Source organism: Bacillus sp. 0909A, assembly GCF_036765115.1.
GTDB classification, from domain to species: domain Bacteria; phylum Bacillota; class Bacilli; order Bacillales; family Bacillaceae; genus Bacillus; species Bacillus mojavensis.
Genome location: NZ_JBAIZU010000001.1, coordinates 728,020 through 753,090 on the forward strand (window position 1 = coordinate 728,020; position 25,071 = coordinate 753,090).

General features: G+C 43.7%; 28 protein-coding genes. 27 read left to right on the forward strand and 1 reads right to left on the reverse strand.

Going from position 1 to position 25,071, the window contains the following annotated elements; all coding sequences use genetic code 11:
* The first annotated feature begins 10 nt into the window (after nt 1-10).
* The 9 genes from aroA to ypjB all read left to right on the forward strand — a co-directional run bounded on the left by aroA (nt 11) and on the right by ypjB (nt 7,723).
* Nucleotides 11-1,297, forward strand: a complete 1,287-nt coding sequence (gene aroA / locus V6D42_RS03935) for a 3-phosphoshikimate 1-carboxyvinyltransferase (RefSeq protein WP_333512424.1) — start codon at nt 11-13, stop codon at nt 1,295-1,297.
* Between the two features lie 351 nt (nt 1,298-1,648).
* Nucleotides 1,649-2,920, forward strand: a complete 1,272-nt coding sequence (locus V6D42_RS03940) for a tetratricopeptide repeat protein (protein WP_333512425.1) — start codon at nt 1,649-1,651, stop codon at nt 2,918-2,920.
* Between the two features lie 69 nt (nt 2,921-2,989).
* The gene (locus V6D42_RS03945) at nt 2,990-3,529 is read left to right on the forward strand and encodes a ReoY family proteolytic degradation factor (protein ID WP_003225551.1); all 540 of its coding nucleotides are present in this window, start codon (nt 2,990-2,992) and stop codon (nt 3,527-3,529) included.
* A 58-nt stretch (nt 3,530-3,587) separates the two neighbouring features.
* Nucleotides 3,588-4,034, forward strand: a complete 447-nt coding sequence (locus tag V6D42_RS03950; protein WP_333512426.1) for a YpiF family protein — start codon at nt 3,588-3,590, stop codon at nt 4,032-4,034.
* A 141-nt stretch (nt 4,035-4,175) separates the two neighbouring features.
* Nucleotides 4,176-4,679, forward strand: coding sequence for a ubiquinol-cytochrome c reductase iron-sulfur subunit (locus tag V6D42_RS03955; protein ID WP_010334725.1), 504 nt, complete (start codon nt 4,176-4,178; stop codon nt 4,677-4,679).
* A 1-nt stretch (nt 4,680) separates the two neighbouring features.
* A complete protein-coding gene (qcrB, locus tag V6D42_RS03960; protein WP_003225560.1) occupies nt 4,681-5,355 on the forward strand; it encodes a menaquinol-cytochrome c reductase cytochrome b subunit in 675 nt (224 codons plus the stop codon).
* A 32-nt stretch (nt 5,356-5,387) separates the two neighbouring features.
* On the forward strand, nt 5,388-6,155 hold the full coding sequence (locus V6D42_RS03965; protein ID WP_010334724.1) for a menaquinol-cytochrome c reductase cytochrome b/c subunit: 768 nt from the start codon (nt 5,388-5,390) through the stop codon (nt 6,153-6,155).
* A 111-nt stretch (nt 6,156-6,266) separates the two neighbouring features.
* A complete protein-coding gene (locus tag V6D42_RS03970) occupies nt 6,267-6,860 on the forward strand; it encodes a DUF1405 domain-containing protein (protein WP_333512427.1) in 594 nt (197 codons plus the stop codon).
* A 68-nt stretch (nt 6,861-6,928) separates the two neighbouring features.
* Nucleotides 6,929-7,723 carry a sporulation protein YpjB gene (gene ypjB / locus V6D42_RS03975; RefSeq protein ID WP_333512428.1) on the forward strand — a complete coding sequence of 265 codons (795 nt, stop codon included), beginning with the start codon at nt 6,929-6,931 and terminating at the stop codon, nt 7,721-7,723.
* Nucleotides 7,724-7,766: 43 nt separating this feature from the next.
* On the opposite strand, the gene V6D42_RS03980 is transcribed toward ypjB, so the two are convergent.
* Nucleotides 7,767-8,639, reverse strand: coding sequence for a YitT family protein (locus V6D42_RS03980; protein WP_333512429.1), 873 nt, complete (start codon nt 8,637-8,639; stop codon nt 7,767-7,769).
* 139 nt (nt 8,640-8,778) lie between these two features.
* On the opposite strand from V6D42_RS03980, the gene V6D42_RS03985 reads away from it, so the two are divergent.
* From V6D42_RS03985 to V6D42_RS04070, 18 genes are all read left to right on the forward strand, one after another.
* Nucleotides 8,779-9,114 (forward strand): nucleotide pyrophosphohydrolase, encoded by a 336-nt coding sequence (locus V6D42_RS03985; protein WP_004398044.1) that lies wholly within the window; start codon nt 8,779-8,781, stop codon nt 9,112-9,114.
* Nucleotides 9,115-9,125: 11 nt separating this feature from the next.
* Nucleotides 9,126-9,929 (forward strand): 4-hydroxy-tetrahydrodipicolinate reductase, encoded by an 804-nt coding sequence (gene dapB / locus V6D42_RS03990; protein ID WP_168748117.1) that lies wholly within the window; start codon nt 9,126-9,128, stop codon nt 9,927-9,929.
* Between the two features lie 15 nt (nt 9,930-9,944).
* Nucleotides 9,945-10,358 carry a methylglyoxal synthase gene (mgsA, locus tag V6D42_RS03995; RefSeq protein WP_322008677.1) on the forward strand — a complete coding sequence of 138 codons (414 nt, stop codon included), beginning with the start codon at nt 9,945-9,947 and terminating at the stop codon, nt 10,356-10,358.
* Nucleotides 10,351-11,061, forward strand: a complete 711-nt coding sequence (bshB1, locus tag V6D42_RS04000) for a bacillithiol biosynthesis deacetylase BshB1 (protein ID WP_029441339.1) — start codon at nt 10,351-10,353, stop codon at nt 11,059-11,061. Before mgsA ends, bshB1 begins: the two co-directional genes overlap by 8 nt.
* A complete protein-coding gene (gene bshA, locus V6D42_RS04005; protein WP_333512430.1) occupies nt 11,058-12,191 on the forward strand; it encodes an N-acetyl-alpha-D-glucosaminyl L-malate synthase BshA in 1,134 nt (377 codons plus the stop codon). Before bshB1 ends, bshA begins: the two co-directional genes overlap by 4 nt.
* Before the next feature lie 4 nt (nt 12,192-12,195).
* Nucleotides 12,196-13,389, forward strand: coding sequence for a CCA tRNA nucleotidyltransferase (locus V6D42_RS04010; RefSeq protein ID WP_333512431.1), 1,194 nt, complete (start codon nt 12,196-12,198; stop codon nt 13,387-13,389).
* The gene (locus tag V6D42_RS04015; protein ID WP_168748113.1) at nt 13,374-14,357 is read left to right on the forward strand and encodes a biotin--[acetyl-CoA-carboxylase] ligase; all 984 of its coding nucleotides are present in this window, start codon (nt 13,374-13,376) and stop codon (nt 14,355-14,357) included. Before V6D42_RS04010 ends, V6D42_RS04015 begins: the two co-directional genes overlap by 16 nt.
* A 240-nt stretch (nt 14,358-14,597) precedes the next feature.
* The gene (gene panB, locus V6D42_RS04020) at nt 14,598-15,431 is read left to right on the forward strand and encodes a 3-methyl-2-oxobutanoate hydroxymethyltransferase (RefSeq protein WP_333512432.1); all 834 of its coding nucleotides are present in this window, start codon (nt 14,598-14,600) and stop codon (nt 15,429-15,431) included.
* Between the two features lies 1 nt (nt 15,432).
* Entirely contained in the window at nt 15,433-16,293 is an 861-nt protein-coding gene (gene panC, locus V6D42_RS04025; RefSeq protein ID WP_229147097.1) for a pantoate--beta-alanine ligase, read from the forward strand.
* A 2-nt stretch (nt 16,294-16,295) separates the two neighbouring features.
* Nucleotides 16,296-16,679: an aspartate 1-decarboxylase gene (gene panD, locus V6D42_RS04030; RefSeq protein WP_333512581.1), complete on the forward strand. Its 384-nt coding sequence runs from the start codon at nt 16,296-16,298 to the stop codon at nt 16,677-16,679.
* A gap of 125 nt (nt 16,680-16,804) precedes the next feature.
* Entirely contained in the window at nt 16,805-19,600 is a 2,796-nt protein-coding gene (gene dinG, locus V6D42_RS04035) for an ATP-dependent DNA helicase DinG (RefSeq protein ID WP_333512433.1), read from the forward strand.
* A 141-nt stretch (nt 19,601-19,741) separates the two neighbouring features.
* On the forward strand, nt 19,742-19,912 hold the full coding sequence (locus tag V6D42_RS04040; protein WP_003225588.1) for a YpmA family protein: 171 nt from the start codon (nt 19,742-19,744) through the stop codon (nt 19,910-19,912).
* An 8-nt stretch (nt 19,913-19,920) separates the two neighbouring features.
* Nucleotides 19,921-20,406: a cell wall elongation/penicillin-binding protein regulator TseB gene (gene tseB, locus V6D42_RS04045; protein ID WP_010334712.1), complete on the forward strand. Its 486-nt coding sequence runs from the start codon at nt 19,921-19,923 to the stop codon at nt 20,404-20,406.
* A gap of 22 nt (nt 20,407-20,428) precedes the next feature.
* Nucleotides 20,429-21,610: an aspartate transaminase AspB gene (aspB, locus tag V6D42_RS04050; protein WP_010334711.1), complete on the forward strand. Its 1,182-nt coding sequence runs from the start codon at nt 20,429-20,431 to the stop codon at nt 21,608-21,610.
* Nucleotides 21,611-21,750: 140 nt separating this feature from the next.
* Entirely contained in the window at nt 21,751-23,043 is a 1,293-nt protein-coding gene (gene asnS / locus V6D42_RS04055) for an asparagine--tRNA ligase (RefSeq protein WP_229147101.1), read from the forward strand.
* A 95-nt stretch (nt 23,044-23,138) separates the two neighbouring features.
* Entirely contained in the window at nt 23,139-23,837 is a 699-nt protein-coding gene (gene dnaD, locus V6D42_RS04060; RefSeq protein WP_333512434.1) for a DNA replication protein DnaD, read from the forward strand.
* 18 nt (nt 23,838-23,855) lie between these two features.
* A complete protein-coding gene (nth, locus tag V6D42_RS04065) occupies nt 23,856-24,515 on the forward strand; it encodes an endonuclease III (RefSeq protein ID WP_010334708.1) in 660 nt (219 codons plus the stop codon).
* Complete coding sequence (locus V6D42_RS04070; protein WP_229147106.1) at nt 24,512-25,006, forward strand: YpoC family protein; 495 nt, start codon at nt 24,512-24,514, stop codon at nt 25,004-25,006. The genes nth and V6D42_RS04070 overlap by 4 nt, the downstream gene beginning before the upstream one ends.
* The last annotated feature ends 65 nt before the right edge of the window (nt 25,007-25,071 follow it).

Below are 25,071 nucleotides of genomic sequence, written 5' to 3' on the forward strand. Positions count from 1 at the left end.
GTGGAGAACAATGAAAAGAGAAAAGGTACAGGCGTTAAACGGAGAAATACATATACCCGGTGATAAATCCATTTCTCACCGCTCTGTTATGTTTGGTGCGCTTGCGAAAGGCACAACAACTGTTAAAAATTTTCTGCCGGGTGCGGACTGTCTGAGCACCATCGATTGCTTTAGGAAGATGGGTGTTCAAATTGAGCGTAACGGCAGTGATGTAGTCATTCACGGGAAAGGGATTGATTCCCTGCGTGAGCCAGAAAGCCTGTTAGACGTCGGTAATTCAGGCACAACGATTCGTCTGATGCTCGGGATCCTTGCGGGCCGTCCTTTTTACAGCGCGGTAGCTGGGGATGAAAGCATTGCGAAGCGTCCAATGAAACGTGTAACAGAGCCCCTGAAACAAATGGGCGCTAAAATTGACGGCAGAGCCGGCGGAGAATTCACACCGCTATCAGTAAGCGGCGGTACATTAAAAGGCATTGACTATGTATCACCTGTGGCAAGCGCGCAAATTAAATCAGCTGTTTTGCTTGCCGGGTTGCAGGCTGAGGGGACTACCACCGTCACCGAGCCTCATAAATCCAGAGATCATACTGAACGGATGCTGTCTGCTTTCGGAGTGAAACTGGCAGAGGACAAGACAAGTGTTTCCATAAAAGGCGGCCAGCAGCTTACGGCTGCAGATATTTTTGTTCCCGGAGATATTTCTTCAGCGGCGTTTTTCCTTGCAGCTGGCGCAATGATTCCAAACAGCAGAATTATACTGAAAAACGTTGGGTTAAATCCGACTCGGACCGGTATCATCGACGTGCTTCAAAACATGGGGGCAAAGCTTGAAATTATACCATCTGTTGACGAAAGCGCAGAGTCCTATGGAGATTTGATCATTGAAACGTCATCTCTTAAAGCGGTTGAAATTGGCGGAGATATTATTCCGCGCTTGATTGATGAGATACCTATCATTGCGCTCCTAGCGACTCAGGCGGATGGAACAACAGTCATTAAGGATGCCGCAGAGCTTAAAGTGAAAGAAACGAACCGTATCGACACAGTTGTTTCAGAGCTTCGAAAGCTCGGTGCTGAGATTGAACCGACCGAAGACGGGATGAAGGTATACGGCAAACAAACTCTAAAAGGCGGCGCGAAAGTATCCAGTCATGGAGATCATCGGATCGGCATGATGCTGGGTATAGCTTCCTGTTTAACAGAAGAGCCGATTGAGATCGGACAGACCGACGCCATACATGTGTCATATCCAAACTTTTTTGATCATTTAAATAAGCTTTCAAACAAATCCTGAAGTTTATGCTTCAGGATTTGTTGTGCGAGTTGTTTATCAGTCATAAACTGAAGGAAAAAAACATAGCCTGTCTTATAGAGGAATATAAAAATTCAAAAGAGGGAGGGGGCTTTACTTACAAGTCGGCAGGTCAAGGGCTGCTTTACTGTAATAGAGGGCTATCTTCCTTTTTTTATTTGCTATCGCAGGATCTTTTGATAAACTAATAAGACTCAGAAATTCCTTGACGTACAGTGTAAGCATCTTATTTGCCGAGGGCTTTTCACCTGAATTATGATAGGATTAACCCCTGAACAAATAAGACTTTTATGTATGGTTGATGTTGTTAGGAAAAGAAAGGACCGGTCCGATTTGAATACATTAATTCAAGAAGCCATAAAATTAGTTGAAGCAGGAGAAACAGAAAAGGGACTCAACACCCTCTCGAAGGCCGAAAAACAGCTACATGATGAAGATAAAGCCATCGCAGCACAGCTTTATTACGAGTGGGGAAATGTAGAGAAAGCGATCTCACTGATCAGTGATTTGCATGATCTATACCCGAATGAAACAGAACTGACGAATTTTTATGCTGAACTTTTAATAGATATTGACGAAGAAGAAAAAGCGCTGGCTGTGCTGGAAACGATCCCGGAATCAGACCCATCATATCCGGAAAGCCTGCTGCTCATGGCTGATCTTTATCAGATGCAGGGGCTGTTCGAAGTAAGTGAGCAAAAGCTTTTACAGGCAAAGTCTATTCTTGAAAATGAACCAATCATTGATTTTGCGTTAGGCGAGCTTTACTTTACGCAAGGAGCCTATGCAAAAGCTGTTCAATATTTTAAAAGAACGGCTGGGGAGCAGAGTGAGATCGGAGGCGTTAATGTCCACCAAAGGCTGGCAGAATCGCTAAGTGCATCAGGAGATTTTGAGGAGGCCATTCCGTGGTATGAAAAAGCTGTAGATGAGAATCCTGACCCTAATACAATTTTCGGCTATGGATTTACAGCCTCACAGGCCGGACTGATCAAAACGGCTATTAAACAGCTGTCCGATTTAAAAGAGCTTGATCCATCCTATTCATCACTTTATATGCCGCTTTCAAAAAGCTATGAGGCTGAAGGGATGTATGAAGAGGCATTAAAAACAGCAAAAGAGGGTATCAGATATGATGAATATAACAAAGAGCTTTTCCTCTATGCCGCAAAGATGGCGTTAAAAATCGGGAAATCAGAAGACGGGAAACAACTTCTTCAGGAAGCGCTTGCTCTTGATCCTGGCTTCGTCGAAGCACTTCATACTCTTCTTGCTGTGTATCATAAGGAAGAGGATTATGAGAAAATTATTGATCTGATTCAAGAGGTGCGCGGCTACGGGGAAGAAGATCCGAAATACAACTGGTATCTGGCCAGTGCTTACACCGAATTAGAGCAGTATGAAGAAGCAAAACAATCCTTTGAAGCTGCTTTTCTTCACTATCGTGAGGACAGAGATTTCTTATACGAATACGCAACCTTTTTATTAGAAGAAGGCCTTCAACAAGAAGCGCTGCCGCTATTGAAAAAGGTACTCGAAATAGACGGAGCAAATGAAGAGCTGGAAGAAATAATCTTGCGGATCGAGGATGAATTTTCGAGATAAGCAGGAATTTTAACCGCTTATGTGGAACATATAAGTATAGATTATACGATCGATAGAGGAGGGAATTACATGCAGACCCCTGTTTCTGTCAATGAGAAAAAGGATTTTATCCGCTGGTTTTTAAACCATTATCAGCTAAAACGCAGAGAATGCGTATGGATCTTGAACTACTTAATGAGCCACGATTCTTTAATGGAAAAGGTTCATTTTGTGGAGCAGGCAGAATTTTGCCCGAGAGGCATTATAATGTCAACACATTGTGTTGAAGAAGTTCCGTTTCGGTTTTATAAAGAGAATGTCATGACAACCGACGCGGAAAAATCTTTTCATGATATTAGATTAAATAAACAGCAGGATTTGTTTATCCAGCTTAATTTCCGTTCAGCCTACAGTTCTCCTGAGTATGCGGCGGTGCTGGAGTCCAACCCTCACATTCCGAAGGATCTGTTTGAAAACAAAAAAGATCAGGGGCTGGCTGAACAAATCCTGGAGCACGCCATTTCTACATTCCAAAGAGAAAAATTATTAAAAGACATTGACGATGCGCTTGATCGTCATGATAAAGAAGCATTTGAACAATTATCGCGCCAATTGAATCAGCTCACATAACATGACCAGCCTTGCAGCGTAATGCAAGGCTTGTTGTCGTAAAAAGGGGAGAACGATGATGAGGTGGAAAATGCCTGATGCCAAGGACTACTTACAATCTAAAGATTACATTGATACCGCTGTCATACCATTAATTAACATTAAAATGGGGAGCCAATTAAAAATAGCGGCAGAGAGAGGCGAATTTACGCAGCTTCTTGCGGAAGAATTGGAAAGGCAGTTAAAAGGACGGGTATATTTATTGCCTGCTTATACATATGTTGATAGAAATGAAAATACCGTTCAAGGGCTGAAAGATTTACAGGAGGAGGTCAAATCAGATTTTCAGCATGTTCTACTGCTGACAGCTGATGATCATTGGAGAAGCGAAGAGTCATTAGGGAAAATTATTGTTGCGCCTTCTGTACCGTTAGAGCACTTAAATGATTCCCTAAAAAGAAAAATATTAGATGAACGCACAGCTGAAATTTTGAACGTTTTGTTACAGTTATGGAACGCTTCGTAAAAACACTTACATTTCCTCATAAACAATATTTTGGCTATATTGACCTTGCTGAGAGATTCATATATTATGAGGGTGTCTAGAGTTATGAAATATTTTCTATTTTAGTCAGTTTGCAGGGTTGACCTTGAGGGGGGAGAAGAGATGGGCGGAAGACATGATATATCGAGACGTCAATTTTTAAATTATACGCTAACAGGCGTAGGGGGGTTTATGGCGGCTAGTATGCTCATGCCTATGGTTCGCTTTGCACTCGACCCGGTATTAAAATCGACAGGAAAGCAGGACATGGTTCAGGTTGTCAGCGTAGATGAGCTGACGAAAGAGCCGCAGCGCTTTGATTTCAAAATTAATCAAGTCGATGCCTGGTATGAGTCGGAAGAATCGAGATCAGCTTGGGTTTTCAAAAATGGGGATGAGATTGTAGCACTTTCACCAATTTGTAAGCATTTGGGGTGTACGGTGAACTGGAACAGCGATCCTAAAAATCCGAATAAATTTTTCTGTCCTTGCCACTACGGACTCTATGAAAAAGACGGCACCAATGTCCCGGGCACGCCGCCGCTTGCGCCTCTTGATCATTACGAGCAAGAAGTTAAAGACGGCTTCCTGTATCTTGGAAAAGCAAAGCCTAAGGGGGAAGGGTGACATGCTGAACAAAATTTATGACTGGGTAGATGAACGGCTTGATATTACACCGATGTGGAGGGATATTGCCGATCACGAAGTGCCGGAACATGTGAATCCCGCCCATCATTTCTCTGCGTTTGTGTACTGCTTTGGGGGACTGACGTTTTTTGTAACCGTTATCCAAGTGTTGTCCGGGATGTTTTTAACGATGTATTATGTGCCTGATATTAAAAATGCTTGGGAATCGGTATATTATTTGCAAAATGAAGTCGCATTCGGCCAGATTGTCAGGGGGATGCACCATTGGGGCGCCAGCTTGGTCATTGTGATGATGTTTTTACATACGCTAAGGGTCTTTTTCCAAGGGGCGTATAAAAAGCCGCGGGAACTGAACTGGATAGTCGGTGTGTTAATCTTTTTTGTTATGCTCGGGCTTGGGTTTACAGGCTACTTGCTTCCTTGGGATATGAAGGCTCTGTTTGCCACAAAAGTTGGACTGCAGATCGCTGAAGCCACTCCTTTAATCGGGACGCAAGTCAAAACACTCCTGGCAGGGCATCCGGATATTGTAGGCGCCCAAACACTGACTAGGTTTTTTGCGATCCATGTATTCTTTCTTCCTGCCGCATTGTTTGGATTGATGGCCGCACACTTTATTATGATCCGCAAGCAGGGAATTTCAGGACCGCTTTAAACTTGATCTGCGAATAAAAGGGAGGGGATGACATGCACCGGGGCAAAGGGATGAAATTTGTAGGAGACTCAAGGATACCGGCTGAGAAAAAGCCGAATATACCGAAGGATTACTCAGAGTATCCCGGTAAAACAGAAGCCTTCTGGCCAAATTTCTTATTAAAGGAATGGATGGTCGGAGCTGTCTTTCTGATCGGTTTTCTTGTTTTGACGATAGTACACCAGCCGCCTTTGGAGCGGATGGCGGACCCGACTGATACAGGTTATATTCCGCTGCCGGACTGGTATTTTCTTTTCTTATATCAGCTTTTGAAATATGAATACGCCGCTGGGAGCTTTACGGTGGTCGGCGCTATGATTATGCCGGGGATCGCCTTTGGTGCTCTGCTTTTGGCGCCATTTCTCGACAGAGGAACGGAAAGAAGGCCTTGGAAGCGTCCTGTGGCTGTGGGGATGATGCTCTTGGCAATTTCCGCGGCTGTATTTTTGACTTGGCAGTCCGTAGCCACTCACGATTGGGCAAAGGCGGAGGAGCAGGGGAAAATCACAAAAGAAGCGGATATCGATACCAGTGCCGAAGGATATAAAATTTTTCAGGAGCAGGGCTGTATTTCATGTCACGGGGATAATCTTCAAGGCGGAGCGGCTGGGCCTTCATTGGTAGACACCGGACTGAAGCCGGAAGAAATCAAAAAGATCGCTGTTGAAGGAAAAGGCCAAATGCCGGCAGGTGTGTTCAAAGGAAATGATAAGCAGCTTGAAGAACTTGCGAAATTCATTTCCGAAACAACTGCAAAATAACGTATTGTGAATTGCGAAATGGAAGGATATACTTTTATTATCAAAAGCTGACCAGGCGTCAGCTTTTTTATATGGACATATTATTTTTACAGGACTGAGAGTTGATTTGATGTGAAATGGTTTCAATATGTATTAGGACAGCGAACGATGCTTATTCTTGTCTTAGCCATCAATTTTCTGGGGACGGTTTACGGCTACTATTGGTACTTGCCTCAGCTTTTGGAGACGCCGGCCCGCTTCCTCATCTTTGTTCCGGACAGTCCGACAGCAACGTTTTTCTTCTTGTTTGTGCTGCTGGCCTTTCTCATGAAGCGGAATGCTCCGCTTTTTGAAGCGCTTGCGTTAGTCACGCTCGTGAAATATGGCTTGTGGGCGGTCGTCATGAATATTCTCGTGCTGGCTGTAACGGGGGATTTGCCATGGGAAGGCTATATGCTGATTGCCTCGCATTTTGCTATGGCTGTCCAAGGAGTGCTGTACAGCCCGTATTTTCGGTTTTCATTATGGCATCTTGTTATTGCTGCGGTCTGGACGCTTCATAATGATGTCATTGATTACCTGTTTGGGATGATGCCTCAATACTCCATGCTTTCTGAATATATGACTGACATAGGGTATGGAACGTTTTGGCTGAGCATCTTTTCAATCGGGCTTGCCTTCTATCTTGTCATATCGAAAAAGCAAACAAAGCTTCCACTCACGTAAAGACAATCTTGGTCTATCCTTGTCCTTTCCTTCATATTCTGTAAGGAGAGAGAGTGGGAGGGACCTGCATGAAACGAAAGCTGACGATCTGTTTGTTGATTGCTCTTATTTTTTATAATGGGAATGCCAAGGCTGAAGAGCGGGGAAGCCTCAAGGAATTGAATGATTTATCCGATACGGTTTTTCAAATGACCCGCCAATCGAAATATGAAGAGGCGCTACAAGTCTTATCGTATTTTGAAAAAACATTAAAATCCGCTGAAAAACAGAAGCAAGACAGCATGTTAACCGGAGCCCAAATTCGCCAAATTACTTTGGGCTATAACGATATGGTACGGAGTTTAAAACAGGCTGATGCATCAGACACACAAAAGCTCAGAGCAGCCGCACAGTTCAGAATGCTGATGGATGCTGTTGACAATCAGTCTGATCCCCTTTGGGGGTCACTGGAGAAGCCGATTATGGAGGTCTTTGCCGCACTTAAGCAGGATGTCCAAAAAAATGAAAGTACGAGCTTTCATGAAAAGTGGAATGAATTTATCAGCTTGTATGATTTGATTTATCCAAGTCTTACAATCGATATATCAGAAGATCAGCTTGATACAGTCGGAAAACATATTGCAGTGATCGAGCAAGAGGGATTTCAGCAAATGACCGAGAGTACGAAGCTTGAAAGGCTATCCCTACTCCAGAACGACCTGAAGAGTGTATTTGACAGGGTGGAAGAGGATGATGCAGATCCGTCTTTGTTATGGGTGATGATCACTACAGGAGGTATCATCATTACTGCACTTACTTATGTCGGTTACAAAAAATACAGAGCGGAAAAAAAGAAACTGAAAAAACGGGATTATCCAAAATGAGTAAGAGGGGCGGCGGCAGCCGCCTTTTGTCATCCAAAAAACATTAGCGCGGGAGCGGATTTTTATTTTCATCAAGTGTAAATCCTTCTCCAAGCACATCGTGTACATCGCTGACCGCGACAAAGGCATGAGGATCAATGGAGTTAATCACACTTTTTAGCATGACCAGTTCATTTTTCGGCACTACACAATACAGTACGTCTAGATCCTCTTTCGTGTAGGATCCCTGTCCTTTCAAAATGGTAACACCCCGTTCCATTTCCTCAAGAATCTTCTTCTGAATCTGGTCGTTTTTCGATGAGATAATTGTTGCACCTTTAGCTGCATACCCGCCTTCCTGAGTAAAATCAATCAGTCTTGCCGCCACAAATACGGCAACCAATGTATACATGGCTTCTTTGTAAGAGAGATAGGTAAGCAATGATAAAATGATCACGCAAGCATCAAAAGCAAACATCGTTCTGCCCATTGGTATCCCAAAATACTTATTGATCAAACGGGCAATGATATCAACCCCGCCCGTCGTCCCGCCGTACTTAAAAATAATGCCTAAGCCGGCTCCAATGAATACGCCGGCAAATAAAGCGGCAAGCGCAAGATCATGCTGAAGGGGCATATGTATTTCATATCGCTGAAAAATGCTGAGGAATAAAGACAGTGCTACAGTACCGACTAGTGTGTATACAAACATCGTCCTGCCCAGCAAACGCCAGCCGATAAAAAAGATCGGGATATTCAAAACCAGGTTTGAAATAGAAGGACTAATATGGAAAAGGGCATAAAGCAATAGTGTAATACCCGTAAATCCACCCTCTGCCAGATTGTTTTGCATATTAAAATGAACCAGGCCAAATGAAAAAATTGCTGCACCGATTAAAATAAAAATTATGTTTTTTAATCTAATTTCTCCAAGCATCACACAAAACCCCTTTTCCTTCCATTAGATAGCGTTTATATTATAGTGGATGCAAAAGAAAACAGCAAACGTGCTTAAACATTTGTCAAACGTATCCGAATTAGCTAACATGTAAGAGGATGATAGGAGGTTTCGTGCAGTGAGTGATAAAACAATGAAAGATATACAGGCTGAGGTGGACCGCTATATCGGCCAATTTAAAGAAGGATATTTCAGCCCGCTTGCCATGATGGCAAGATTAACCGAAGAACTGGGCGAGCTAGCAAGAGAAGTCAATCATCGTTATGGAGAAAAACCAAAAAAAGCGACTGAAGATGATAAAAGCATGGAAGAGGAAATGGGCGATGTGCTGTTTGTATTGGTTTGTTTAGCCAATTCTCTTGATATTTCATTGGAGGAAGCCCACGACCGAGTCATGCATAAATTTAATACTAGAGATAAAGACCGCTGGACAAGAAAAGAAGAAGGAAAGTAGAGGAGATCAAGATGTCAAACGAAACAATTAAAGTAGTCATTGCAGGACCGCGGGGAAGAATGGGGCAAGAAGCTGTTAAATTGGCTGAAAAAACACCTCATTTTGACCTGGTCGGAGCAGTAGACCATACATACGATCAGCGCAAATTATCTGATGTGATGGCTGTGGAGTCTGATGCTCTTATTTACACAGATATCCATGCCTGCTTTACAGAAACAACACCAGATGTATTAATTGATTTAACAACACCCGAAATCGGCAAAGTACATACAAAAGTTGCATTAGAACACGGTGTCCGTCCTGTAGTGGGCACTACCGGTTTCTCTGAAGCTGATTTGAAAGAACTTACAACTCTTACAGAAGAAAAAGGGATCGGGGCTATCATCGCTCCAAACTTTGCATTGGGTGCGGTACTCATGATGAAATTCTCAAAAATGGCTGCCAACTACTTCGATGATGTTGAGATTATTGAGCTGCACCATGATCAGAAGCTTGACGCGCCAAGCGGAACGGCTCTCAAAACAGCGGAAATGATTTCTGAAGTTCGAAAAGAAAAACAGCAAGGGCATCCAGATGAAAAAGAAATCCTACCAGGAGCAAGAGGTGCGGAGCTAAACGGAATCCGTCTGCACAGTGTTCGTCTTCCAGGGTTGATCGCCCATCAGGAAGTGATGTTCGGCATGGACGGCCAAACGCTTCAGATCCGTCACGATTCTTATAACCGTGCTTCCTTCATGTCCGGTGTAAAACTGTCTGTAGAACAAGTCATGAAGATTGATCAGCTTGTGTACGGATTGGAGAATATCATTGATTAGACAGGGGGATAAATGATGAAAATTGCTTTGATCGCGCATGACAAGAAAAAACAGGATATGATCCAATTTACCACCGCTTATCAAGAGATTTTAAGTCATCATGATCTATATGCAACGGGAACAACGGGATTGAAAATTCAAGAGGCGACCGGCCTTAAAATTCAGCGTTTTCAATCCGGCCCTTTAGGTGGAGACCAGCAAATCGGCGCGTTAATTGCCGCTAACGCACTTGACCTGGTTATCTTTTTGCGCGACCCGCTGACCGCACAGCCGCATGAACCGGATGTCTCGGCATTAATCCGTTTATGTGATGTTTATTCGATTCCGCTTGCCACCAATATGGGAACTGCAGAAATTCTTGTTCGCACACTAGATGAAGGCGTTTTTGAATTCCGCAATCTTCTTCGGGGAGAAGAACCTCATGTATAATGCTGACGTTCTTGCTTTTGGCGCTCATAGTGATGATGTCGAGATCGGTATGGGCGGTACAATAGCAAAGTTTGTCAAACAGGGAAAAAAAGCTGTGATATGCGATTTGACTGAAGCTGAGTTATCATCGAACGGAACAGTCAGTTTGCGAAAAGAAGAAGCGGCCGAAGCAGCCCGTATATTAGGTGTGGACAAAAGAATTCAGTTGACGCTCCCTGACCGCGGGCTGATGAAGAGTGATGATGCGATTCGGGCGATTGTCACAATCATTAGAACCTGCCGGCCGAAAGCGGTGTTTATGCCATATAAAAAGGATCGTCATCCGGATCACGGCAATGCTGCAGCACTGGTTGAAGAAGCGATCTTTTCAGCAGGAATTCATAAATATAAGGATGAAAACAGCCTGCCTGCGCATAAAGTAAGTAAGGTCTACTATTATATGATAAATGGTTTTCATCAGCCTGATTTTGTTATTGATATCTCGGATACAATTGAGGATAAAAAGAAAAGCCTCAATGCCTACAAAAGCCAATTTGTACCGTCACAGAATTCTGTTTCAACACCATTGACGAATGGTTATATCGAGATCGTTGAAGCAAGAGAAAAGCTGTACGGCAAAGAAGCGGGTGTAGGGTACGCCGAGGGCTTCTTTTCCAATCGAATGCTGATGCTGGATCATGATGTGCTTGGGGGCGAACAATGAAAAAACTAAAAATAGGCATTACATGCTATCCGAGCGTCGGCGGCTCAGGTATCATTGCGACAGAACTCGGGAAACAGCTTGCTGAAAAGGGACATGAAATCCATTTTATAACATCAAGCATCCCGTTCAGATTAAATACATACCATCCTAATATTCACTTTCATGAAGTTGAAGTAAACCAATATGCCGTTTTTAAATATCCGCCGTATGATTTAACATTGGCAAGCAAGATCGCTGAGGTTGCAGAACGGGAGAATTTAGACATCATCCACGCGCACTACGCTCTGCCGCATGCGGTTTGCGCTTATCTCGCAAAGCAGATGCTGAAACGGAATATCGGCATCGTGACAACTTTGCATGGAACGGATATTACAGTATTAGGCTACGACCCCTCTTTAAAAGATCTTATCCGTTTTGCGATAGAGGCTTCAGACAGGGTGACAGCAGTCTCATCAGCCCTTGCTGCTGAAACGTACGATTTAATTAAGCCGAAGAAAAAAATAGAAACGATTTATAATTTCATAGATGAACGTGTCTATCTTAAGAAAAACACAGCGGCCATTAAAGAGAAACATGGCATACTGCCGAATGAAAAAGTCGTGATCCATGTGTCCAACTTCAGAAAGGTCAAACGTGTGCAGGATGTCATCCATGTGTTTCGCAATATAGCCGGCAAAACAAAAGCAAAACTGCTCTTAGTCGGAGACGGCCCTGAAAAATCAGTCGCCTGTGAGCTTGTCAGAAAATACGGGCTGGAAAAACAAGTGCTGATGCTTGGGAATCAAGACCGTGTAGAGGAGCTTTATTCAATCAGTGATTTGAAGCTGCTGCTGTCTGAAAAAGAGAGTTTCGGCCTTGTCCTGCTTGAAGCGATGGCATGCGGAGTACCTTGCATCGGAACGAATATTGGCGGTATCCCTGAAGTGATAAAAAACAATGTGAGCGGGTTTTTGGTGGATGTCGGCGATGTCGAAGCCGCTTCAGCCAAAGCGGTTCGCATTTTAGAAGACGAACAGCTGAGCAAGCAGTTTACCGAAGCGGCCATGGAAATGCTCAATAATGAATTTTCGTCACAAAAGATTGTCAGCCAGTATGAACAGATATATGCCGATTTAGCAGAACCGGAGTGATGACATGGAACAAGATTTTATCAAAGCACTTCCCGTGCTCCGCACATTAATTGAAGCAGGCCACCAAGCTTACTTTGTCGGAGGCGCAGTTCGTGACAGCTATATGAAACGAACAATTGGAGATGTCGATATTGCGACAGATGCGGCACCGGGCCAAGTAGAACAGCTTTTTAAGCGGACGGTTGATGTCGGCAAAGAGCATGGGACAATTATCGTGCTCTGGGAAGATGATACCTATGAAGTCACTACATTCCGGACTGAATCAGATTATGAAGATTACAGAAGGCCGTCAGAAGTACACTTTATTACATCATTAGAAGAGGATTTAAAACGCAGGGATTTAACGATTAATGCGATGGCTATGACAGCTGACGGCCAAGTTCTTGATTATTTTGGCGGAAAGAAAGACATTGATCAGCAGCTGATTCGAACGGTTGGAAAACCGGAAGACCGGTTTCAGGAGGATGCGCTTCGCATGCTGAGAGCGGTGCGATTTATGAGCCAGCTCGGATTTACGCTTTCGAAAGAAACAGAAGAAGCGATCATAAAAGAGAAAACACTTCTGTCACATGTATCAGTCGAACGGAAAACAATAGAGTTCGAGAAGCTTTTACTGGGAAAAGCGTCCCGAGAGGCCATTCAAATGCTTGTACATACGGGGCTTTATAAAGAACTGCCCGGTTTTTATCACAAACGAGAGAACCTGCTTACGTCGAGCGAGTTTCCGTTTTCTTTTCTCACTTCTCGTGAGGAACTGTGGGCAGCGCTTTTGATTGATCTTCAGATAGAATTGAAAGATGCGATGCTTTTCCTGAAAGCCTGGAAGCTCCCTGGAAAAGTGATGAAGGAAGCCGCTCACATTGCCGACACGTTTGGCCAGAGCCTTGACGCTATGTCTATGTACAAGGCTGGTGAAAAAGCGCTTTTATCCGCGGTCAAAATATCAATGCTCCGGCAAACCAAGCAGCTGAACGGTGAGAGACTGAAGGAAGTCCGAGAAGCTTATCAAAGCCTGCCCATCAAAAGCTTGAAGGATCTTGCCATCACAGGGCGGGATTTACTTGCACTGCGAAACCAGCCCGCTGGAAAATGGGTGTCTGAAGAATTACAGCGGATAGAGCAGGCTGTTGTAACGGGAAAGCTCTCCAATCAGAAGAAACACATAGAGGAGTGGCTGAAGACATGCGATCAACCTTAAGAAACGATCTTATAGAATTATTTTCTCAGGCCGGAAGCGAGTTTATTTCCGGCCAAAAAATCAGTGATGCTCTCGGATGTTCGAGAACAGCTGTATGGAAGCATATTGAGGAGCTTCGCAAAGAAGGCTATGAAGTGGAAGCTGTCAGAAGAAAAGGGTATCGGCTCATCAAAAAGCCTGGAAAACTCAGTGAAAGTGAAATTCGGTTTGGGCTAAAAACAGAAGTGATGGGGCAGCATCTTTTTTATCATGACGTCCTTTCATCCACTCAAAAAAAGGCTCATGAGCTTGCTAATGATAACGCGCCGGAGGGCACTCTCGTTGTCGCGGATAAACAAACAGCCGGCAGAGGGAGGATGTCAAGGGTGTGGCATTCTCAAGAAGGAACAGGCATCTGGATGAGTCTGATTTTGCGTCCAGACATTCCGCTTCAAAAAACACCGCAGCTTACGCTTCTTGCTGCGGTAGCTGTTGTGCAAGGAATAGAGGAGGCAACAGGTCTTCAAACGGATATTAAATGGCCTAATGATATATTAATACACGGAAAAAAAGCAGTTGGCATTTTAACTGAAATGCAGGCGGAAGAAGACCGTGTCCGTTCAGTCATTATAGGTACAGGCATAAACGTTAATCAAGAGGCCGACGATTTTCCCGAGGAACTTAAGGAAATCGCGACGAGCCTTAGCTTGGCAGCCGGGGAAAAAATAGATCGGGCGAGCGTTATGCAGCATATTTTGCTTTCTTTTGAAAAACGGTACCGCGACTATTTGACGCATGGTTTCACGCCAATTAAGCTTCTGTGGGAAAGCTATGCGCTTGGAATCGGCAGTGAATTAAGAGCAAGAACGCTAAACGGAACATTTTATGGGAAAGCCTTAGGAATAGACGAAGAGGGTGTTCTTCTTTTAGAAACGAAGGAAGGCATAAAAAAAATCTATTCGGCAGATATCGAAATGAGTTCATTGTAGTTGGTACAACCCTGTTGATTTTGATATACTTCCATTGGGCAGTATCGCCTGCGAACTGCACCTATTCATAAAAAATAGATAGACATTGCAGCAGTCTGCCTTGATCCAAAAAGGACTGGGACAGAGGGATGAAACTCGCCGAACTTTAGAAAGTGAAGAATCCTTCTCGTGTAGCGGAAGGTTTTTTGGCTTGGATAAGAAACGGCAGCTCATCTCCTCTAAAAATGAGGAGGAGAAAAAGTGAAAACAAAACTTGATTTCTTAAAAATGAAAGAGAATGAAGAACCGATTGTCATGCTGACGGCTTACGATTATCCGGCAGCCAAGCTTGCTGAACAAGCGGGAGTGGATATGATTTTAGTCGGCGATTCATTAGGAATGGTCGTGCTAGGCCTTGATTCAACTGTCGGCGTGACAGTTGCGGATATGATCCATCATACGAAAGCGGTCAAAAGAGGTGCGCCAAATACATTTATCGTAACCGACATGCCGTTTATGTCCTACCACTTGTCTAAAGAGGATACGCTGAAAAATGCCACAGCTATCGTTCAGGAAAGCGGAGCTGACGCGCTGAAGCTGGAGGGCGGTGAAGGGGTGTTTGAATCCATCCGCGCCTTGACGCTCGGTGGCATTCCTGTTGTGAGTCATTTAGGGCTGACACCTCAATCAGTCGGTGTATTAGGCGGATATAAAGTCCAGGGCAAAGATGAACAAAGCGCAAAGAAATTAATAGAAGACAGTATAAAATGTGAGGAAGCGGGAGCCATGATGCTTGTGCTTGAATGTGTGCCTGCAGAACTCACGGCAAAAATCGCAGAGACATTAACCATCCCTGTCATTGGAATTGGAGCTGGTGTAAAAGCGGACGGACAGGTTCTTGTTTATCATGATATTATCGGTCATGGTGTTGTTAGAACACCTAAATTTGTGAAACAATATACGCAAATTGACGGCACAATAGAAACAGCAATCAGTGGATATGTCCATGATGTAAGACGTCGTGCCTTCCCTGAACAAAAGCATTCCTTCCAGATGAATCAGTCAGTCTTGGAAGGCTTGTACGGAGGAAAATAAGATGAAGCAGATTACAGATATCTCACAGCTGAAAGAAATCATTACACAATATCATTCAGAAGGCAAAACAATCGGATTTGTTCCGACGATGGGATTTCTTCATGAAGGGCATTTAACCTTGGCAGACAAAGCCAGACAAGAAAATGACGCCGTCGTCATGAGTATTTTTGTAAATCCGACGCAATTCGGTCCCGGTGAGGATTTTGAAGCGTATCCGCGCGATCTGGAACGTGATGCCGCTCATGCGGAAAACATCGGCGTTGATATTCTTTTCACTCCTGATGCCCGTGACATGTATCCCGGTGAAAAAAATGTAACGATACATGTTGAGAGACGTACAGATGTTTTATGCGGGCGTTCAAGAGAAGGACATTTTGACGGAGTTGCCATCGTGCTCACGAAGCTGTTCAACCTTGTTAAACCGACACGCGCTTATTTTGGTTTAAAGGATGCACAGCAGGTGGCAGTTGTTGATGGTTTAATCAGTGATTTCTTCATGGATATTGAACTGGTTGCTGTAGATACGGTCAGAGAGAAAGACGGGTTAGCTAAAAGCTCCCGGAATGTGTATTTAACGGCTGAGGAAAGAAGAGAAGCACCTAAGCTTTACCAAGCCCTTCAGACGAGTGCCGAGCTGATCAGAGCAGGTGAGAGAAATCCTGAAGCGGTCATCAAAGCTGCAAAAGACATCATTGAAACGACAAGCGGCAACATTGATTATGTTGAGCTTTATTCCTATCCGGAGCTTGAGCCTGTGAACAAGGTGGAAGGAAAGATTATTCTGGCTGTAGCAGTTGCATTTTCAAAAGCGCGTTTAATAGACAATATCATTATTGATATTCGAGAAATGGAGAGAATATAATGATGTATCGCACGATGATGAGCGGAAAGCTTCATAGGGCAACGGTTACCGAAGCAAATCTTAACTATGTGGGCAGCATTACAATTGATGAAGATCTGATTGATGCGGTAGGAATGCTTCCTAATGAAAAAGTGCAAATTGTGAATAATAACAATGGAGCACGCCTGGAAACGTACATTATTCCCGGTCAGCGCGGGAGCGGAGTCATCTGTTTAAACGGAGCTGCTGCACGCCTTGTACAGAAAGGCGATAAGGTGATTATTATTTCCTACAAAATGATGTCTGATCAAGATGCGGCAAAACATCAGCCGAAAGTTGCCGTTTTGAATGACCAAAACAAAATTGAACAAATGCTTGGACAAGAACCTGCCAGCACCATTTTGTAGATAAACCGCCCCCTTTACCGGGGGTTTTCTTTTAAGATTTTCAGCGTAAAACGGTTTTGCCGCTCCATTTCCGTACAAAACGTGTTACACTTTTGTCGTATGCAAGAATTGAGGTGTCCATTTTAATGAAAAAGCAACGGTTCGTTGTTATAGATGTAGAAACAACAGGGAATTCGCCAAAAAAGGGCGATAAAATCATTCAAATTGCAGCGGTTGTAATTGAAAATGGACAAATTACTGAGCGGTTTTCAAAATATATTAATCCAAATAAATCAATTCCGGTTTTTATTGAACAGCTTACGGGAATCACAAATCAAATGGTAGAGGATCAGCCGCCGTTTGAAGCAGTGGCTGAAGAAGTGTTTCATTTGCTTGACGGCGCTTACTTTGTCGCACACAATATCCATTTTGACCTCGGGTTTGTGAAGCATGAGTTGCATAAAGCGGGTTTCCAGCTTCCAGATTGTGAAGTGCTGGATACTGTCGAGCTCTCCCGTATCGCATTTCCGGGATTTGAGGGATATAAGCTGACTGAATTAAGCGAAGAGCTTCAGCTGCGGCATGATCAGCCGCATCGAGCTGACAGCGACGCTGAAGTCACAGGACTTATTTTTTTGGAAATTCTTGAAAAGCTTAGGCGGCTTCCTTATCCGACATTAAAGCAGTTAAGAAGGCTGTCACAGCATTTTATCAGTGATCTGACGCATTTGTTAGATATGTTCATTTATGAAAACAGACATACAGATATGCCAGGCTATACGCGTTTTTCCTCTTTTTCTGTCAGAGAACCTGAACCAGAGATTGAACATCTCAAGGAAGATGAAGCATTTCTATTTGAGATTGAAAATTGGACAGCTGGAAATGAAAAAGCGCTCTCTGAGTTTATGCCCCATTACGAAAAAAGGGAAGGCCAGATGCTGATGATGAAAGAAGTGGCTGAGGCCTTTGCCAATCGTGAACATGCGCTGATTGAAGCTGCTCCGGGCATCGGAAAAACAATCGGCTACCTGATTCCGGCTGCACTTTTTGCTAAGAAGTCAAAAAAGCCAGTCGTCATCAGCACGTATTCAACTCTTCTTCAGCAGCAGATTTTGACGAAGGATTTGCCGATCATCAAAGATATGTTCCCTTTTTCGGTGACTGCGGCTATTTTAAAAGGGCAATCGCATTATTTGTGCCTTTATAAGTTTGAGCAGGTGCTTCATGAAGAAGACGATAACTATGATGCCGTTTTGACAAAAGCCCAGCTTCTTGTTTGGCTGACAGAGACAAACACGGGAGATGTAGCAGAACTGAATTTGCCGTCAGGCGGAAAGCTGCTGTGGGACAGATTGGCATACGACGATCAATCTTATAAACGGAATCAGAAGGATCAAGTGATCGGTTTTTATGAACGGGCCAAACAAAGTGCCATGCGGTCTGATCTGGTGATTACGAATCATTCTCTTCTGCTTACCGATGAGGCAAGCAGAAAAAAAAGACTCCCGGATAGCGGGACTTTTGTTATTGATGAAGCACACCATTTTGAACGTGCCGCAAGCGAACATTTAGGAAAAAGAGCAACTTACATAGAACTGCATACAAAATTGAGCAGAATCGGAACGCTGAAAGAGCAGGGACTGCTGAAAAAAATGAGACAGCTTTTTCAGCGCCACAGCCTTCCGGTGGATTCATTTTTTGAAGTGGAGGAGTGGCTCCAGCATATTCAGGCTGAAAGTGATGCTTTTTTCAGCTCTGTGCATTCTTTTGTCAAACGAAGAAAACCTAAAGAAGACTTAAACCGTCTTGTCTTTAACGTGAACAAAAAAACTCACGATAAAGGATGGCCCCTATTAACAGACGGAGCGGAAAGGCTCTGCTCTATGCTGGCGCATTTGCAGCAGCTTTTTGAGGCCCAAAAGGTTCTGATGGAAGAACATCTGACGTTCATGAAAAGCAAAAATGCTTTCTTGGCTGATGAATATAATAGAAGCATGAATGATTTGGGGGAGTACGCACAGACTCTCAATCAGCTGTTCTTTGGCTCAGATGACCATGAAGCGGTTTGGATTGAAATAGATGCTAAAGGTGCGAAAAATGCCGTAGCTATATATGCACAGCCGCTGGAACCGGGCGAGCTTCTTGCTGATCAGTTTTTTGCCCGGAAAAACAGTGTTGTTCTTACATCTGCAACTCTAACGATAGAAAATTCGTTCCAATTTATCATTGAGCGTTTGGGGTTAAGCGACTTTTTCCCCCGCACAATGAGGATCGCGTCTCCTTTTTTTTACGATGAGCGGATGCAGGTAATGATTCCAAAAGAAATAAAATCGATTCAAGATACGGGCCAGACTGAATTTATACAGGATACCGCACGCTATATCGAACTGATGGCAAAAGAACAACAGCCGAAAATCCTTGTGCTGTTTACGTCTCATGACATGCTGAAAAAAGTGCATCAGGAACTAAAGCCCGCCATGAGTGTTTCCGGCATTCAGCTTCTGGCTCAGGGCTTAACCGGCGGCAGTCCGGGAAAACTGATGAAAACGTTCAAAACAGCAAATCAGGCCATCTTGCTTGGAACGAATCATTTTTGGGAAGGCGTTGATTTCCCTGGCGATGAGCTGACGACAGTGATCATCGTAAGACTTCCTTTCCGGGCTCCGGATCATCCGCTGCACGCTGCAAAATGTGAGCTGGCGAGAAAAAAAGGGCGCAATCCGTTTCAAACGGTCTCACTGCCGGAAGCGGTGCTGACGTTCAGACAAGGAGTTGGACGCTTGCTCCGGACAGCTGGAGACAAAGGAACGATTGTCATATTAGACAGACGGGTCAAAACAGCTGGTTACGGGCGCCTGTTTCTTGATGCTCTGCCGACATCCGCAATATCTGAAGTGACTGACAGTGAGATTGAAGCTTATGTTTCCGGGAAAAGTGAATAAAAGCCGCATAAAGCGGCTTTCCGGTGTGGGAGTAGGACGTGTTTTATTTGTTAAAGCGGTTTTCCGCTCTGTGGTACTAGTATGGCGCGTCCTGAAAAGGAGTATGACTAACAATATTTGTTCAATTTGGAGGATGAAAAAATGGAAAGCAAAATCGAAATTCTTTCAACAATTAATGTAGAGCATTCGGATGACCTTTATAAAATTGTAGACACGCTGAATCGGACACTGAAAAGAGATAATCTGATGTTCGGTCTTGCACTTGATGAAGAAAACAAAAACCAAGCCGTTTTTACCATTTATCGTACGTAGGTGAGAAGATGAGAAAAAAAGCATTAATATTTACCGCCATATTTGGTATTATTTTTTTAGCAGTACTTCTTGTCTCGGCAAGCATTTATAAATCAGCCATGGCACAAAAGGAAAAGGGGCATGAAGCAGCAGCTGCTGAAGCGAAAAAAGAAACCGACCTCACCAGCGTTGATCAAGTCGAAACATTTGTCGGAAAAGAAAAATATTATATCGTAAAGGGAACCGACAAAAAAGGCATCAAATTATATGTGTGGGTTCCTGCTGATAAAAAAGCAAAAATTCTCTCAAAAGAAGCAAAAGAGGGGATCACCGAGGACAAAGCGGCGAAAATCATACAAGATGAAGGCCTGGTTTCAAAGCAAAAAGAGGTTCACCTGGCAAGAGAAGGGAACGTTCTGCTTTGGGAAGTAACGTACTTAGACAAAGAAGGACAATACAGTTTAAGTTATGTGGACTTTACAACTGGAAAGATTCTCAAAAATATCACGCCTTAAGACGAATTAGGGGGAGTTCAAGTTGAAACTGGCAAAAAGAGTATCCGCATTAACACCGTCTACAACACTGGCAATTACAGCGAAAGCGAAAGAATTGAAAGCGGCAGGCCATGATGTCATCGGCCTCGGAGCGGGTGAACCCGACTTCAATACACCGCAGCACATTATTGATGCAGCTGTACGCTCAATGAACGAAGGACATACGAAATATACGCCTTCAGGCGGCTTGGCTGAATTAAAGAACAGCATTGCAGAGAAATTTAAACGTGACCAGAATATTGAATACAAACCGTCTGAACTGATTGTCTGTACTGGTGCCAAACATGCACTGTATACCCTTTTCCAAGTGATTTTGGATGAAGGAGACGAAGTGATTATTCCAACGCCGTACTGGGTAAGCTATCCAGAACAGGTGAAACTTGCTGGCGGTCAGCCTGTTTATGTAGAAGGACTTGAGGAAAATCACTTTAAGATTTCTCCTGAGCAGCTGAAAAAAGCGATCACAGAAAAAACAAAAGCAATCGTTATTAATTCACCAAGCAATCCGACTGGCGTTATGTATACGGAAGAAGAGCTGGCTGCGCTTGGCGAAGTGTGCCTTGATCATGACATCCTGATCGTATCTGACGAAATTTATGAAAAACTTACATACGGCGGCAAGAAACACGTTTCCATCGCCCAGCTGTCTGACAGATTGAAAGAGCAAACGATCGTCATCAACGGCGTATCAAAATCACACAGCATGACAGGCTGGAGAATCGGTTATGCGGCTGGAGCAGAAGAGATCATCAAAGCGATGACAAACCTTGCAAGCCACAGCACGTCAAATCCGACATCTGTCGCACAATACGGAGCGATTGCCGCATACAACGGACCTTCTGAGCCAATGGAAGAGATGAGAAAAGCATTTGAGCATAGGTTAAACACGATTTATGATCAACTCGTTGAAATCCCGGGCTTCAGCTGCGTGAAGCCGGAAGGTGCTTTTTACTTATTTCCGAATGCAAAAAAAGCAGCTCAAACATGCGGTTTCAAAGATGTAGATGAATTTGTCAAGGCGCTTCTTGAAGAAGAAAAAGTCGCGATTGTTCCTGGCTCCGGATTCGGCTCTCCTGATAATGTCCGGTTGTCCTACGCAACATCCTTAGACCTTCTTGAAAAAGCGGTGGAACGAATCAAACGTTTTGTAGAAAAACATAGCTAACAGATCAGAAAGCGGCTGACAAAAAGCCGCTTTTTATCTGCATTGACCCGGTCAGTTAAGACCGGGTATAATAAAGTGATGATAAAAGAGTTCGCGGGGCAAAAGCTTCCGAATGTCTTCTTGTTTTGGAGGGAAATATTTTGAAAACAACAATCAACCAAGTGTACAAGCACGTAGGTGAGGAAGTAACGATCGGAGCTTGGGTAGCTAATAAGCGTTCAAGCGGGAAAATCGCGTTTTTACAGCTGAGAGACGGTACTGGTTTTATTCAAGGTGTCGTTGTAAAAGCGGAGGTTGAAGAAAGCATTTTCCAAACGGCTAAATCTGTGACGCAGGAAACGTCACTGTATATAAAAGGAATTGTCAAAGAGGACGAGCGTTCTCCGCTTGGTTATGAATTAGCTGTGACAGATATTGAAGTCATTCACGAAGCGACTGATTATCCAATTACGCCTAAGGAACACGGTACGGAATTTTTGATGGATCACAGACATTTATGGCTTCGTTCAAAGCGCCAGCATGCGATCATGAAAATCCGCAATGAAATCATTCGTGCGACTTACGAATTCTTTAATAACGAAGGCTTCGTAAAAGTAGATCCGCCGATTTTGACTGGAAGCGCGCCTGAAGGAACAACTGAGCTCTTTGCGACAAAATACTTCGATGAAGATGCTTACCTGTCTCAAAGCGGACAGCTGTACATGGAAGCTGCGGCGATGGCATTAGGAAAAGTATTCTCCTTCGGACCGACGTTCAGAGCAGAAAAATCGAAAACAAAACGTCACTTAATCGAATTCTGGATGATCGAACCGGAAATGGCGTTTGTAGAATTTGAAGAAAATCTTCAAGTACAGGAAAATTACGTGTCATTCATCGTGCAATCAGTTCTTAAGAATTGCAAAATTGAATTAAACACGCTAGGAAGAGACACGTCAAAACTTGAGCAAATCAAAGCGCCATTCCCAAGAATCACGTATGACGAAGCGATTGACTTTCTGAAAGAAAAAGGCTTTGACGATATCGAGTGGGGAGACGATTTTGGAGCACCTCATGAAACAGCGATTGCAGAGCACTATGACAAGCCTGTTTTCATCACTCGCTATCCGACGTCCTTAAAACCGTTCTATATGCAGCCGGCGTCTGACCGTGAAGATGTAGTGCTTTGCGCAGATCTGATCGCGCCTGAAGGCTACGGAGAAATTATCGGCGGTTCTGAACGGATTCACGATATGGAACTTTTGGAAGCGCGTCTTAAAGAACATGGCCTGGATTCTGACGCATATAAATGGTATGCTGAACTTAGAAAATATGGATCAGTTCCACATTCCGGATTCGGCCTTGGATTAGAGCGTACAGTCGCTTGGATCAGCGGAGCGCCTCACGTGCGTGAAACAATTCCGTTCCCAAGACTGTTGAACCGTCTGTATCCGTAATACATGTAAATGAAACAAGAAAAAAGAGTCTCCTGCAAGGGAGACTTTTTACAGTAAAGGGGAAAACACTATCCTTTACAGTAAGAGGTGTAACGATGAAAAAACAGCAATTTATTGATATGCAGGAGATGGGGATGTCGACGATCCCCAATCTTCTGCTGACCCATTATAAACAGCTTGGACTTAATGAAACAGAACTGATTCTGCTGTTGAAAATCAAAATGCATTTAGAAAAGGGATCTTATTTTCCCACACCGCATGAACTGCAGGAAGGCATGACGATTTCTGTTGAAGAATGCACAAACAGATTGCGTATGTTTATTCAAAAGGGATTTCTGTTTATTGAGGAAGGCGAAGACCAAAACGGAATCAAGTTTGAGAAATATTCACTCCAGCCTTTATGGGGCAAGCTCTATGAGTATATAGAACTTGCACAGAATCAAACACAAGAAAGAAGAGCAGAAGGGGAACAAAAAAGCCTTTATACGATTTTTGAAGAAGAGTTTGCTAGGCCATTATCTCCTTTAGAGTGTGAAACACTGGCCATTTGGCAGGATCAGGATCAGCATGATGCACAGCTGATTAAACACGCTTTAAAAGAGGCTGTATTATCAGGAAAACTCAGCTTTCGCTACATTGACCGGATTTTATTTGAATGGAAGAAAAACGGGCTGAAAACAGTGGAGCAGGCCAAAATCCACAGCCGAAAATTCCGGCGTGTTCAAACAAAACAGAATGAGCCGCAAAAAGAGTATAAGAGGCAGGTTCCTTTTTACAATTGGCTTGAACAATAAAGTGAAAAGGTGACAATCGTGTTAAATCTAAAACAAATTGAATTCTGTTTAGAGAAGATAGGCGACATGTTTCCCCACGCGGAGTGTGAACTTGTTCATTCCAATCCTTTTGAATTAGTGGTGGCAGTCGCATTATCTGCGCAATGTACAGACGCACTTGTAAACAGGGTGACCAAAACATTATTTCAAAAATATAAACGGCCGGAAGACTATTTATCTGTTTCTCTGGAAGAGCTCCAGCAGGATATCAAATCAATCGGTTTGTACCGTAATAAAGCAAAAAATATTCAAAAGCTGAGCAAAATGATTATTGAAGATTATGGCGGAGAAGTACCGAAGGACCGTGATGAGCTAGTGAAACTCCCAGGAGTTGGCCGGAAGACTGCCAATGTTGTCGTATCTGTTGCCTTTGGCGTACCAGCCATTGCAGTGGATACCCACGTCGAGAGGGTCAGCAAGCGTCTGGGCATCTGCCGGTGGAAGGATTCTGTGCTGGAAGTCGAAAAGACGCTGATGCGCAAGGTACCTAAAGAAGATTGGTCCGTTACTCATCATCGGCTCATATTCTTCGGAAGATATCATTGTAAGGCACAATCGCCGCGCTGTGCGGAATGTCCATTGCTTTCTCTGTGCAGAGAAGGGCAGAAGAGAGATAAAAAAGGGCTGGTGAAACGATGACGGCAGCGAATGAATTGTTAGCTTCTTATGAGCAATATTTGCGCAGTCTAGGCCACATTGACTTCACCGATATCAAGGAAGCATTAAGGGTCAATCCTTTGTATTTTGACTTCTCTGAGACCACGCAAGACATATTGCCGTGGGAAAACAGCGCCAAGTACGTTCCGTATCTATTTCAAGTGTGGGAAGAAACAAAAGAATCACTTCTCCCCGTATTTCAAACAAGAAAGTCCAGATGCGATCAAAACGACATGCTTAAAGGGATTGTATGTTTACTTGTTTCGTTTCATTGGACAGCGGGTGAGCGGGTAATGTCGCTGAATTGGTCAGAACTGACAAAAAAATCATTTCCGGCTAAGCCGATTAATTGGGCTGAACGAGTGGAGTTTATTCTGCTGAAGCCGACCCAATATCATTGCTTTATCCAGCTAGATGAACTTTTTACAGAAATGAAAAAGCATTTTTATAAGCATCACGCGATGAAACGATAAAACCTCCCCTAAAAAGGGAGGTTTTATTGTGCAGAAAAAAGCCATCACCTTTAAAAGGGTGATGG

What these genes read in the sequence shown, in the direction of transcription:
- aroA (WP_333512424.1), top strand. Translation starts at nt 11, where the DNA reads ATGAAAAGAGAAAAGGTACAGGCGTTAAACGGAGAAATACATATACCC.
- V6D42_RS03945 (WP_003225551.1), top strand. Translation starts at nt 2,990, where the DNA reads ATGCAGACCCCTGTTTCTGTCAATGAGAAAAAGGATTTTATCCGCTGG.
- V6D42_RS03950 (WP_333512426.1), top strand. Translation starts at nt 3,588, where the DNA reads ATGAGGTGGAAAATGCCTGATGCCAAGGACTACTTACAATCTAAAGAT.
- V6D42_RS03955 (WP_010334725.1), top strand. Translation starts at nt 4,176, where the DNA reads ATGGGCGGAAGACATGATATATCGAGACGTCAATTTTTAAATTATACG.
- qcrB (WP_003225560.1), top strand. Translation starts at nt 4,681, where the DNA reads ATGCTGAACAAAATTTATGACTGGGTAGATGAACGGCTTGATATTACA.
- V6D42_RS03965 (WP_010334724.1), top strand. Translation starts at nt 5,388, where the DNA reads ATGCACCGGGGCAAAGGGATGAAATTTGTAGGAGACTCAAGGATACCG.
- ypjB (WP_333512428.1), top strand. Translation starts at nt 6,929, where the DNA reads ATGAAACGAAAGCTGACGATCTGTTTGTTGATTGCTCTTATTTTTTAT.
- V6D42_RS03980 (WP_333512429.1), bottom strand. Translation starts at nt 8,639, where the DNA reads ATGCTTGGAGAAATTAGATTAAAAAACATAATTTTTATTTTAATCGGT.
- dapB (WP_168748117.1), top strand. Translation starts at nt 9,126, where the DNA reads ATGTCAAACGAAACAATTAAAGTAGTCATTGCAGGACCGCGGGGAAGA.
- mgsA (WP_322008677.1), top strand. Translation starts at nt 9,945, where the DNA reads ATGAAAATTGCTTTGATCGCGCATGACAAGAAAAAACAGGATATGATC.
- bshB1 (WP_029441339.1), top strand. Translation starts at nt 10,351, where the DNA reads ATGTATAATGCTGACGTTCTTGCTTTTGGCGCTCATAGTGATGATGTC.
- bshA (WP_333512430.1), top strand. Translation starts at nt 11,058, where the DNA reads ATGAAAAAACTAAAAATAGGCATTACATGCTATCCGAGCGTCGGCGGC.
- V6D42_RS04010 (WP_333512431.1), top strand. Translation starts at nt 12,196, where the DNA reads ATGGAACAAGATTTTATCAAAGCACTTCCCGTGCTCCGCACATTAATT.
- V6D42_RS04015 (WP_168748113.1), top strand. Translation starts at nt 13,374, where the DNA reads ATGCGATCAACCTTAAGAAACGATCTTATAGAATTATTTTCTCAGGCC.
- panC (WP_229147097.1), top strand. Translation starts at nt 15,433, where the DNA reads ATGAAGCAGATTACAGATATCTCACAGCTGAAAGAAATCATTACACAA.
- panD (WP_333512581.1), top strand. Translation starts at nt 16,296, where the DNA reads ATGTATCGCACGATGATGAGCGGAAAGCTTCATAGGGCAACGGTTACC.
- dinG (WP_333512433.1), top strand. Translation starts at nt 16,805, where the DNA reads ATGAAAAAGCAACGGTTCGTTGTTATAGATGTAGAAACAACAGGGAAT.
- V6D42_RS04040 (WP_003225588.1), top strand. Translation starts at nt 19,742, where the DNA reads ATGGAAAGCAAAATCGAAATTCTTTCAACAATTAATGTAGAGCATTCG.
- tseB (WP_010334712.1), top strand. Translation starts at nt 19,921, where the DNA reads ATGAGAAAAAAAGCATTAATATTTACCGCCATATTTGGTATTATTTTT.
- dnaD (WP_333512434.1), top strand. Translation starts at nt 23,139, where the DNA reads ATGAAAAAACAGCAATTTATTGATATGCAGGAGATGGGGATGTCGACG.
- V6D42_RS04070 (WP_229147106.1), top strand. Translation starts at nt 24,512, where the DNA reads ATGACGGCAGCGAATGAATTGTTAGCTTCTTATGAGCAATATTTGCGC.